The organism is Aureliella helgolandensis, from assembly GCF_007752135.1.
Classification (GTDB): Bacteria; Planctomycetota; Planctomycetia; order Pirellulales; family Pirellulaceae; genus Aureliella; species Aureliella helgolandensis.
On sequence record NZ_CP036298.1, the window covers coordinates 1,305,982 to 1,318,233 of the forward strand.

Genomic DNA, 12,252 nt, shown 5'->3' on the forward strand with positions numbered 1-12,252 from the left:
AAGCCAAACGCCTGAAGAAGTGATACAATGACACGCCAAACCAGTGAATAGCGTCCACTGCCTAGCACTCCTCACAATGTCCGGAGACCGAAATTGCGTAACCCGATTCCCCGCATTTTGAAATCGGTGTTGTACTTGAGTGCTAGTTGGGTGATTGTTGCTTGTGTTGCGTATGGGCAGACGCGGGATGAGGGGGCCAGGAATGAGGGGGACCCTCGCGGTGATTCGGTGCGCAAGCAACTGCCGGATGTGTTGTTCATTGCCGTCGATGATCTCAATGATTGGACCGGTCACCTAGCCGGGCACCCTCAGTCGCAGACTCCCCATATCGATCGATTGGTGGAGCGCGGCGTGGTCTTTACCAATGCTCACTGTGTGGCTCCTGCCTGTAATCCGTCGCGAGCCGGACTCATGAGTGGCATTCGTCCCTGGGAGACTGGAATCTATCTCAATAGCGATCCGGCACAGAGCGTGATGCGTGAGACGTTGACCCTCAACCGCCACTTTCTGGCGCAGGGGTATAAAGCGTTCGGTGGCGGGAAAATCTACCATGGTACCACGAGTGAAGGTCGCGGCGACACGTGGACCGACTGGGGCGGCCGCTTCTCGACGAAGCACGGTGGTGAGCCGAATCGAAATGGGCTTTCCCGCAGTCACTTCGATTGGGGACCGCTCGATATTCCAGCCTCGGAGATGGGGGATTACCAGCTGACCGACTGGGCCATCGACAAATTGCAGCACCAGCCAGTTGACGAGCCGATGTTCTTGGCCGTGGGGTATGTCAAACCTCACTTGCCTTGGTACGTGCCGCAAGAGTACTTCGACCGGTTTCCACTCGATGAAATTCAACTCCCCCTAACGACCGAGTCGGACTTAGACGACATTCCAGCTGCAGGGCGGAAGATGGCTGGTGCCGATGGCGATCATCGGGCCGTGGTAGCAGCTGGTGAATGGAAGAAGGGCGTGCAGGGATACCTGGCAACCATCTCATTTTTGGATGACCAAGTTGGCCGCCTGCTGGAGGGATTGGAGCACAGCCCTCGAGCTGAGAACACGATCGTGGTGTGGTGGACCGACCACGGCTGGGCTTTGGGAGAAAAGCAGCATTGGCGTAAGTTTGCATTGTGGAATGACACCACGCACACTTCCTTTGCCATTGCTGCACCTGGCGTTACTACACCTGGTACTCGCTGTGCGGCAGCCGTTGATTACTTGAGTGTCTATCCCACACTTTGCCAGTTGGCGGGCGTGCCTACGCCGGAGCATGTAAGGGGGCCCAGCCTGTTGCCGCTCCTCCGTGATCCGGCTGCAGAGTGGGAGCATGTGGCCATCTGCACCCACGGTCGTGGCAATCACGCCGCCATGGATCAACGCTATCGATTGATCCGCTACGCGGACGGCACCGAAGAGCTTTACGACACAACCCAAGACCCCAATGAATGGCACAATGTGGCGGGGCGGGCCGAACTGGCCGATGTCAAAGCTAGGCTTGCGCGGGCTCTGCCGGCGGCGGAAGATGAGATTAAAACGCGTCCTGCTAAAGGAAAAGGTGGCAAACGCAATGCGGCCAGCAAACAAGAGTGAGTGAATCTTCGTCCACTCTGGCTAAGGTCTCGAGATTAGGGCTCGCGTGTGGAGTGTGTGCCGCCGTTCTATACACCGCAGCCAATATCTGCTTGCGGCAGGTCGTGCATGTCGATCCCGTTTGGGTCTCAGCCATCAAAGCTATTCCAACGTTCTTGATGGTTGCTCCGCTGGTCTTTCTGCGCTACTGGCGTGGTCAGGTGTTATGGTCGACCCGCAGCGATATTCTCTGGCTCATCGTTACCGGATTTTGTGCGCAAATTTTCGGAAATGTCGCCTTTCAGTGGTCGCTTTCCATTCTTGGACTGGCAATCTCGGTGCCCATGATCCTGGGAGCGATGCTGGTGGGCGGGGCTTTGATTGGTCGCGTCGTGCTGGGAGAACCCGTTCGGCCACGCACGCTCTTGGCCGTTGTGTTGTTGATTGTCGCGGCAGTGATCCTGACCCGTGGTGCTCAGAGCTCCGTTTCCAATCAACCCGATGTCCAGGTTTGGCAGATTGTTTTGGCGGTCTGCGGAAATATGGCCGCTGGCATCGCGTATGCATTCCTGGGCACGATGATGCGTCGCAGCATGCAGGCCGGCATGCCGATGATCTCGACGCTATTTGTGTTGAGTGTTGTTGGCACGGGGTTGCTTGGAACCTGGGCCCTATTCACCGTCGGTGTGCCAGGCATGTTGGCGACCGCGGGGGTGGATTTTGCGATTATGTTTGCCGGTGGCGCCTTCAATGCGCTAGCCTTTCTCTTGCTCGCCAAAGCCCTTCAGCAACTCCCCGTGCTGTACGTGCAACTCCTCAATGCCACGCAAGCGGGGATGGCGGCCATTGCGGGTTGGTTGATTTTTGGTGAACAACTCTCCCCCATGGTACAGCTCGGCTTGGCATTGACGGCTGCCGGGCTGATCATCGCCGGCACCCGCTCCACGCGTCCCAAGCTGATGCGGCCGGCGGCCAAACGCTTAAAACCGTAAACTTTCGGTGGTTCCGGCAACGGTGTCTGGGAGAGGTACGTCTCCCGGCGGATGGAGTCGGTGACTCTCCCCTGCGAGGGTGGCTTTCGTTGGCGGCCGTCGAGGCTGTTTTACTTTCTGCTATAATCGATCGCCTAGCCTGGATCACGAAATGGGGCCTAAGCTCCCCATTGGCTGGCGCTGCGAGCGATTCATCTCCCGCCCGGCGCGCGTCCATGCAGCCCTTGCACGCTGTTCCGACCTCCCCACCTGAGAAGAGACTTCGATGTACCGATCTATACTCTGCAACCTGCTGATGGTGCTGTCCACGCAGTGGCTGTGCCTAGCGTCGTTTTGCTCCGCCCGACAACCGAACGTGCTGTTGGTCATGACGGATGATCAGGGGTACGGCGATCTGGGGGTGCATGGGAATTCGATGATTCAAACTCCGACCTTGGATCAGTTCGCTCGCCAGAGTTTGCGATTGACCGATTTTCATGTGGAGCCGACGTGTGCGGAGACTCGTTCCGCCTTGATGTCGGGGCAGTTTCCCCTGCGGGTTGGAGTGTGGCACACGATCATGGGACGCAGTATTATGCGCGCCGATGCCGTGACGATGCCCCAAGTCTTCCAGGCCTCGGGGTATCGCACGGGAATGTTCGGGAAGTGGCATTTGGGGGACAACTACCCCTACCGCCCCCAAGACCGCGGATTTGACGTAACGCTCCATCATGGTGGCGGTGGCGTAGGACAGACACCCGATGTGTGGGGAAACGACTATTTTGATGATGTCTATCTGGCTAGTGGGAACGCTGGACAAGCAGCCGCCGAAAATGACTCGCGGGAGGAGCGGAGTTCCGTTGCTGCATCGCGTTTAACACCGGTGCGAGGCTATTGCACCGATGTGTTCTTTCGGGCAGCTGAGGAGTTTATTCTGGACGATCGAGAGCAGCCATTCTTTTGCTATCTGGCCACCAATGCCCCGCATGGTCCCTACTATGTCGAAGAGAGCTACAAGCAGCCGTATCTGGAGCAAGGGGTGCCAGAGCCGATGGCGAGCTTCTATGGCATGATCTCCAATATTGATGACAACTTCAAGGGACTGCTGCAGTTGCTCGAGGATCAGTCGCTGTCGCGCGACACGATTGTCGTGTTCATGACCGACAATGGTACGGCGGCAGGCTATCGCCCCCAAGGCAAGGAAGGCGAGTGGAGTGGATTTAATGCTGGTATGCGTGGTACTAAAGGCCAGGCCTATGAAGGTGGACACCGAGTTCCTTGCTTCATTCGCTTTCCCGACGGGCGGATGGCTGACACCGAATTTGATGGGCTAGCTGCCCATGTCGATCTGCTCCCAACCTTGGCGGGGATCGCTGGAATTGATACCCATCCCGCCGAGCATCTCGATGGTCGAAATCTACTCGACGATGTGCATCGAACGCAGGCGTCGGAGCCACGCTCCCTGGTTGTCCAATCGCATCGCGTCGAGCGTCCGCGGTTGTGGACCAAGAGTGCGGTGTTGTTGGAGGACTGGCGATTGATTGATGGCAAGGAGCTCTATTCACTGAAGCAAGATCCAGGACAGACGCAGGACCTTGCCGACGCGCATCCCGATAAGGTAAGGCAATTGCGAGCCGTCTATGAGGCGTGGTGGAGGGATTGTGCTCCCAATCCGGACCAGTACTCGCGGATACCAATCGGCTCTCCTGGTGTTGGACAGGTTACGCTCACGGCCCACGATTGGCATGGGCCGCAACCACCGTGGAATCAGAAGATGATCCTCAAGCAGCCTGCCACGAATGGCTATTGGGAAATTAGCGTCGATCGCCCGGGGTGGTACCAATTCTTGCTCGCCCGTCAGCCTCTCGAAGCCCCGTTGGCATTGAACGGCAATAAAGCGGTCCTGCAGATCGGCGAGTCTGTGCAGACGGTCGAGACACACCCACGGGCTGTGGTAGCACCGATCACCATGCAGCTGGAGGCTGGAGAGTTTCGGCTGTCAACCAAGCTGCTGGGGACCGAGCATGGAAGCCAGGAGGTAGGGGCGTTCGTGGTCTATGCTAATTATTTAGGGGAGCAGCGGCCCGAGTCGGCTGAATTGCCAAACTGGTTGGTACCGGGCGATCGCGTGGCCTGGCTGGGCGGGACGCTCTTCGAAAGAGCCCAGGAGACCGGGCGGCTGGAGTCGGAGTTCGCCGCCCGTGCCCCACTCTCTGGACTGACCTTCTGCAACCTCGCATGGAGCGGCGACGATGCCAGCGGTCGGGCTCGCGCGGTCTTCGGAGCGCCAGGGGATGGCAAGTCCCGACGTACCGCGGACCTTCAATTAGCCCAGCCGAGTGTGGTGGTCGTGGCCTATGGAATGAGTGAAGCGTTGGACGAGACGATTGCGATTGCGAGTTTTCAGGAGGAGCTGCAAGCATTGGTCTTGGAGCAGAAAAGTGCTGGCCGGGAAGTGGTGTTGTGCGAAGTGCCCGAGTTGGTGGTGGATACCCCAGCTACGGCCACTGGCATCGATTGGCCGGAGGTGCAGCGCAAGTACGAGACGCGGCGCACCTCGCTGGACGAGGCCATTGGGGAGGTTGCGAAGCGTACTAGCAAGCTGACCCCCACGATCGTCGTGCGGCTACCTGAACTGCACACAAGTTGGTTTGAGCAGGCGCAGTATGTTAGTCCAGCGGGATATCAAGCTTGGGCTAGTCAGTTTGCGCAATCCGCCGTGGGAGCGGGAGCGGAGGTTGCGGGATCGCTCATGACGCGCCTGGAGCCCCTAGCCGTTGAGGCCAATCGTCTCTTCTTTGAGATGCATCGACCACAGAACGAAACCTATCTGTACCTGTTCCGCAAGCATGAGCAGGGCAACAATGGGGTTGAGCCGCCCCAAAACCGTCCGTTACTGGTCGACCTGCAATTGCGACTCTTGGAGGAGGCCGGGCGCCCTCAAGATTGACGCGCGAGCGGGCGAGGTGAGAGGACTGGGGTGCATCAACGAGCGTCGAAAGCGCAACCCGCCGGTGAGCCAGGACAGGTGGTAGCTGCAACTGGGGAACTGGGGACGCTACCACCCCATAAAAAACTCCAAACGCTCGAAATATCCATAGGCGGTCGCGCGGCGGGTTCCTCGATCGACAAGCAGCTAGGCTGAGGTTCGGGGGAGTGAAATCACCCGCGTGCCGAGTTGGAAAGTCTTGGCGGGTCGAGGGATTGGGGGTATGTTCTTAGGTTCGACGCCTAGGCAAGAGCCGTGCGACACCCTACCCCTCTCTTGGATTCGCTCTAGCGCCAATGAATGCCAGCAATAGTACCTTCCGGCCTCGCTGTCCCACGTGTCAGATGTTGGTGGAAACCGACAACGCTCCAAAATTCCTTCCATTCTGCAGTGACCGCTGTCGTCTGATCGACTTGGGGCGTTGGCTAAATGAGGAGCATGCGGTAACTTGCGACGAGAATGACGAATCGGAAGCTGAGGTCGAACCGACCAGGACGCCCAAGCTGCCTCCTGGCTGGCACGATGCCTAGCAGGCGGCTTAGGGATGAGTGGTTGATCGGTTACCGGTCCTTGAGCCGGCAGCACCTGTTCCCAGTTCCATTACTAGAGACGCCTCAAGGATGCTTTGCGTTCAAGGGCCCCAACCCACCAATCGGCCGCACGACATTTACTCACTGATCTCATAAGATGACCCACAGCGTCGAAGAAACACCTTTCGAAGATCGCCACATACCTCGAGTGGAAATTAGTTGGGATCGTTCGGCTTGGTGGTGGTACCCACTGACGCGGGCAATTCATCCTGCGATGCGCGCTTTTGCACTCGTGCTGAGCCTGGTGGCGATTCTGGTCGCTGTAGGTGGCTGGCGGTTGGGAGATTGGTTGCTCTCGCCGGCATGGCAGGCTTCGGGGCAAGCAATCGTTGCGGCACCGACGGCGTTCTCCTGGCAATTGGGCGGAGCCCTGGAGCGTTTTTTTTCTGAATTCCAGACTTTCGAGCAGTTTGGAATCCGTGAGTTGGGCTTTGTAACGTTTCAGCTTGTGTGGCAGACATTAACCTTTGCCCTGTTTGGTGGCGTGATTGCTCGACGTGGCGCAGTTGAGCTTGGCCAACGCACGGTGGCGGCTTGGGGAGAATCGGTTCGCCTCGTCTCCTCTCGCTGGGCGAGCTACCTGTGGTCGTCTGGAATGCACTTGGTGGGCATCTGTGCTTTGTTGATCCCCGTATTCCTGCTGGGGGTTGTGGCCCGGTTCGGAGCCGTGGGGGCCACCATCGGAGCCGTGGGAGTGTTGGCCTGTTTCCCGTTGGTTTTTGCGATCGGTAGAATGGTCGTCAGCGCCGTTGTTGGCTTTCCCCTGAGTGTGGTGGCAATTTCCCTGGAGCGCAAGGCCGATGCTTTCGAAGGGTTTAGTAGGTCGAATGCCTATTTCTTCCAGCGCCCTATTGAAGCGGCCATCTGCATCTTGGCGTTGTTAGCGATTGGATCTGTTGGCGGACAACTCGTTTTCTGGTCGCTCCATGCTGGCTGGTTCTTTGTCAGTCACAGTTTTGTGTTTACAGCTGGCGGTGTCACGGACGCTTCGCGATTTGGATTGGTGCTCGGGGGGCAACTGACCGAATGGCTAGTTGCAGCGTATTGGTTCAGCTTCTTTTGGACTGGGGCCGCCGCAACCTATCTCATCCTACGGAAATCTGTGGATCATACCGAGTTGGATGAAATGGAACTGTTGGAAAGTCCGATTGAAGAGTCGTTGCCCGCGATCCCAACTGCGGCGGAACGGACTGCGGCCAGCACAACCACTCCTCCATCATCGACCGATCAGGACGCTACTTCTGAGTCGCCCGGTTCGGAGAGTTCGTAGTTGCTCAGGGGGTAGCCTGCACCTTCTAGCCCAGCCTGAAGCCTTTTTCGATCTACAAACTTTCAGAACGTAGCTGCCTCGCATGCCCCGACAACGCAAACGTCGTCCCAATTGGCCCTATCGATTTGCTTGGCTGGCGATTGTTTCGTGCGTCGTGCTCTACATCGTTGGGCAGACCTTGCTTGCCGGCATGACCTATGGGCGCCGTTCGTACGGTACCGATTGGGGGCTGTGCCTAGTTACCGCCCTGCTCGATGCGACGGTTGCCGCTTGGTTCGTTGCCGTGGGAGCTTCCATTGGCAGCTTTTTGAACGTGGTTGCCTATCGTTTACCGTTGGGAAGAAACATTGGGGGGCACTCCGGGTGTCCGTATTGCAACACACCGATTGACGGGACCGACAATGTGCCCGTGCTGGCTTGGATCCAGCTGCGCGGAAGATGTCGCTGCTGTCGATTGCCAATCTCGATCCAGTATCCTCTTGTAGAACTGGCGGTTGCCCTCGTCTTTTTATGGATCTACGTGACCGAGTTCGCAAGCGGCGGGAGCAATCTGCCAGGCGGCAGTTGGGGGGCCCGCGGCAATGGATTTTTGCGGCTAACGGTCACTCCAGAAATTGCGCTGAGGCTCGGCAGCTACTTGTTTGCCATCAGCGGGTTGATTGGGGCAGCTTTAATTGCAGTTCGCGGCAAGAGCGTTCCGTTGAAGCTCTACCTCTGGTCGTTGGTGCCTTGGGTGGTCAGTACTTTGGTGCTGCCTGCGGTGATCATTGTGAAGTGGAGAGTGTCTGGCGAATTATCTCTGACCGATGCCCGCTTGGATGCGGTGGCGAGCCTGTTGTGCGGCCTGGTGGCGGGCATAGCCCTTGCAAGGCTCGTGGCACCGATCGTCTACCCAGGTTTTGACCCACGTCTACTGGCTCAGAATGCGGTTACGCGGGGGGCTCGGCAATGGATGGGCGCGCTGGGCGTGGCAGGGGCCATCGTGGGCTGGCAGGCCGTGGTCTCGCTCGGCTGGTGCATCGTGCTTTCCGGTTGCCTGGCGAGCCTGCTGTTTCGACGTTTCCGGAACCGTGTCAGCTTGGGAGATTTAACGGTTTGGGTTTGGTTCGGCTTACTGCTGTTTCGTGCGAATTGGGCCGCGTTAATGCGCTTCGATGTCTTGCCGGCAAGCTGGCCAGAGGTGATTCGGCAAGTCTTGGGGGCGTTGGGGGTGGCCGTAGTTTGCCTGCTTTATCGAATCCTCAGTTACCGCCCCCCCCTGGAGGATGCCGGAGAATTGCTACCATCGGTGGATTCCTCTTCCCAAACAGACGAGTAGTTGGGCGATTTTGGGGTCTGGGGGAGGTTGGGGGTGTCGAGAGACGACTATTCTCAATGGCATAAATGGCCAAGGTACGCTATACTGGAGTCCCCACCCTGAAGTCGTCGCAGTCTCCAGCGACTCGTGTCTACAGTACCTACCAACCCATCCCACCAACTAACCCAGCCCGATGTGGCCGAATAACGCGCCTGAGCCCGCTAGATTGTTAGCGTTGTTCGCCGGTGCGATATTTCTAAAGGAACCCTCGGATGAGCACTGTTGCAGCCGACTTTGATCGCAATTCGCCGCGCAAAAGCCTGTTTCGTTTTGGCGCCTTGCAGCGGAATCTGAAATGGCTGGCACCCCTCGCCTGTGGACTGGGAATTGCCGGGTATGGCTGGCAAAACCAGTGGTTTGGTGGCTCGACGGCAGCCAATAGCAGCACGTTTCTGACCTATGAGATCCAACCACGCGATCTACCCATTACCGTGATTGAACGCGGTAATCTTGAGAGCCAGACCAATCTACCGGTGTACTGCGAAGTCGACGACGTGCGCAGCGATGGAATTAACGGGACGCCCATCGTCTGGGTCATCGCCAATGGCTCTTCGGTGAAGAAAGGCGATCTGATTTGTGAGCTCGATTCAGCGGCCATTCAGGTCGAATTGGATGACCAGATCTTGGACACTGAGGAAGCTCGTAGTACTGCCATTCAGGCAGAGGCCAATCTGAAGAATCAAGAGATTCAGAATTCGACTGCAGAGTACAAAGCTGAGCTGGATGTGCAGCTGGCAGAGCTCGAGCTGGAGATGTATCAAGACGACTTGGCGGGGTCGCATATCCTGGCCATTGCCGCGATCAACCGTCAGGTCGAGGACCTGAACAATGAGATCCTCGCTGCCGAAATGAACAAAGAACTCCGGAAGAATGAGAAGACCGGCATCGAGAGTTTGTTCAAGTTGGGCTATGCCGGCAAGAGTGAACTCGATCGCGTTGAACTGAGCTACTTGCAGGCCGAAGGTGACTATTCGGCAAAGCTCAACAAGCTCAGGACGCAACTCGCTTCCCTGGAGAAATTGAACACGTTTGACAAGAAGATGCAGCTGTTGGAATTGCAGGGGAAATTGGAGACAAGCCTCCAAGCTCGCAAGCAGGTCTCTGTCACCAACTCAGCCAAGCTAATTCAGATGCAGGGAGTTCTCCTTAGCCGCAACGAACAATTGAGGAAAGAGGAAGAGCGGTTGAAGCGGTATCAAGAGCAGTACGCCAAGTGCAAGATCTACGCTCCGCAAGATGGAATGGTGGCCTATGCCACACCCTCTTCTTCCCGCGATAGCGAGATTGCTGAAGGGGTTCCCGTCCGCCCCCGGCAGCATATCCTTTCCATTCCAAATTTGGAACGCATGCAGGTCAAAGCCAATATTCATGAGTCGGTTCTTGATCGAACACAAGTTGGCCAGCAAGTTGCCATCACCGTCGATGCGTTTCCAGATCGTCGCTACAGCGGAACCGTCAAATCGGTTGCAGTGCTGCCACAACGCAGTTATTACTCCGATACGAAGACCTATGAAACCACCATCGTTATTGACGAGGATGTCTATCAGCTGAAACCGGGGATGACTGCGGTCAGCGAAATCAAGGTGGACTATTTAAAGCAAGTGAATGCCGTGCCAGTGCAAGCCGTTGTGCAGCGTGCTGGAGTGAATTGGTTGTTTGTGCAAGAGGCCGGCCAAGTCGAACGGCGCCAAGTCACCTTGGGGGCAAGCAATGATCAATATGTGATGGTCTCTCAAGGAGTTGATTCTGGCGACCAAGTTGTCCTGAATCCAGCCAGCTTGATGGAGGGCCAAGAAGAGGATGGTGGGCTTGAATTCACTCCAGCCGATCCACAACCTCAAGAGACCCTGGTCGCTACCAGCGACGAGGTAGCAAGGGTTAACTAGTGCTGCATCGCGCCGGCATGCTTGCTTGTGCGGCGCGGGTTCTGCCTGCGGCCGCCAAGCCGTAGCAGCTTGCAGCTCGAGCGACGAGCTTCAGGTGCCTATCTTAGGGCACCCGGCGCCAGTCCCCTACCGGTTACCGAACACTCTTTTACCGCAACCTATCATTGGGGAAACAAGTGTGGATTGCAACTTTTAGGCTAGCTATTCGCAATCTACTCTTGCATAAACTTCGCAGCTTCTTGACCGTCCTGGGGACGATCCTAGGGGTGGCGAGTGTGATTGCCATGCTCAGCGTGGGCGAAGGCTCCAAGAAGGCTGCCGTTGATCAAATACGGCAATTGGGAGCGACCAATGTTATGGTACGCAGTGTACGGCCGGGGGCGAATGGTGATAAAAGCGGCGATACTTCTTCTAGTGGCAATGCCTCCGGAGGCCGAACAGAACTCGAGTACGGTCTCAAGCATGAAGACTTGAGAATGCTGGAGGGGCTTGCCAACTCCGACCTGCAGGCTGAGCAACTCGTCAAACAAATCGTTCCCATCTCCTTGTTGCGCAAGAATGCCCAGCATGGAACGAAGCGGATTGAGAATTCACGCTTGCTCGGTACGACCCCGGAGTTGCTTCAGGTCAAGAATTTGAAACTGGCCCGCGGGCGTTTTTTGATTCCAGCGGATTTGCGAGACTTGGCCAATGTGGTCGTGCTTAGCGAGGGGGCTGCGCGGCGGTTGTTCACTTTTGAGGATCCGATCGGTGAGCCGGTGTTGCTCGGTGATGGAGCCTATCGCGTCGTTGGAATCCTGAAGCAACAGGCCTCTGGCAATGCTACCGCCGGTCAAGTGGGGACCGAAGATCTGAACGAGGATATGTATATTCCCATCACCTCTGCGCGCAGCCGCTTTGGGGAGCGGCAGCGGATTGTGACTGCGGGAAGCAGGAGCTACGAACGCAATGAGTTGAGTGAGATTGCCATTGCGGTAGGATCCGAGGACCATGTCCCGCAGATTGCCGAGATGGTTCGCAAACTCTTGCACACCAAGCATCGCAACGATCATGAATACGAAGTGATCGTGCCGCTTGAATTGCTGCAGCAGGCAGAGCACGAAAAGCAGATCTGGAACATCGTGTTAGGCTCCATCGCAGGTATCTCCTTGTTGGTGGGTGGAATTGGAATCATGAACATTATGTTAGCCACTGTCACCGAGCGGACTCGCGAGATAGGAATTCGCCGAGCCATTGGGGCAAAGCGTGGTGACATCATTCGCCAGTTCCTGGTGGAAACGGTGGTCCTGAGTACGACCGGTGGTTTGATTGGAATCACGCTTGGGGTTTCCATTCCCATGGCCGTTACACACTTCGTCGGAATCCCTACGATTACGAGTACTTGGAGTATCATTTTGGCCTTCGGTATTTCAGTTTTGACGGGAGTCGTCTTTGGTGTCTATCCCGCGCGTAAAGCGGCCCGCATGAATCCCATTGAAGCGTTGCGACATCAGTAGCGGCACGGGGGTGAAGTAAGGGGGGCGAAGCAGGGGGGCTAGCACTTGAGCCGATTCCCCATCAAAATTCGAGCCTGCCCAGCGAACTCCGGCTCCGGATGCGATTGGGGAAGTGGCTGCAGAACTGATC

The 12,252-nt window shown here is 57.0% G+C and carries 8 protein-coding genes; all 8 read left to right on the forward strand.

Annotated elements, in window-relative coordinates:
• Positions 1 to 93: 93 nt before the first annotated feature.
• The 8 genes from Q31a_RS04600 (at position 94) to Q31a_RS04640 (ending at position 12,122) form a co-directional block, all read left to right on the forward strand.
• Entirely contained in the window at positions 94 to 1,584 is a 1,491-nt protein-coding gene (locus Q31a_RS04600) for a sulfatase (RefSeq protein WP_145074691.1), read from the forward strand.
• Positions 1,581 to 2,555, forward strand: a complete 975-nt coding sequence (locus tag Q31a_RS04605; protein WP_145074694.1) for a DMT family transporter — start codon at positions 1,581 to 1,583, stop codon at positions 2,553 to 2,555. The genes Q31a_RS04600 and Q31a_RS04605 overlap by 4 nt, the downstream gene beginning before the upstream one ends.
• A 265-nt stretch (positions 2,556 to 2,820) precedes the next feature.
• On the forward strand, positions 2,821 to 5,484 hold the full coding sequence (locus tag Q31a_RS04610) for a sulfatase-like hydrolase/transferase (RefSeq protein WP_145074697.1): 2,664 nt from the start codon (positions 2,821 to 2,823) through the stop codon (positions 5,482 to 5,484).
• 335 nt (positions 5,485 to 5,819) lie between these two features.
• Positions 5,820 to 6,053 carry a DNA gyrase inhibitor YacG gene (locus Q31a_RS04615; protein WP_145074700.1) on the forward strand — a complete coding sequence of 78 codons (234 nt, stop codon included), beginning with the start codon at positions 5,820 to 5,822 and terminating at the stop codon, positions 6,051 to 6,053.
• 157 nt (positions 6,054 to 6,210) lie between these two features.
• Complete coding sequence (locus Q31a_RS04620) at positions 6,211 to 7,383, forward strand: hypothetical protein (RefSeq protein ID WP_145074702.1); 1,173 nt, start codon at positions 6,211 to 6,213, stop codon at positions 7,381 to 7,383.
• An 82-nt stretch (positions 7,384 to 7,465) separates the two neighbouring features.
• Positions 7,466 to 8,701, forward strand: a complete 1,236-nt coding sequence (locus Q31a_RS04625; RefSeq protein WP_197356208.1) for an A24 family peptidase — start codon at positions 7,466 to 7,468, stop codon at positions 8,699 to 8,701.
• A gap of 251 nt (positions 8,702 to 8,952) precedes the next feature.
• On the forward strand, positions 8,953 to 10,626 hold the full coding sequence (locus Q31a_RS04635) for an efflux RND transporter periplasmic adaptor subunit (protein ID WP_145074708.1): 1,674 nt from the start codon (positions 8,953 to 8,955) through the stop codon (positions 10,624 to 10,626).
• Positions 10,627 to 10,844: 218 nt separating this feature from the next.
• The gene (locus Q31a_RS04640) at positions 10,845 to 12,122 is read left to right on the forward strand and encodes an ABC transporter permease (RefSeq protein WP_197356210.1); all 1,278 of its coding nucleotides are present in this window, start codon (positions 10,845 to 10,847) and stop codon (positions 12,120 to 12,122) included.
• The last annotated feature ends 130 nt before the right edge of the window (positions 12,123 to 12,252 follow it).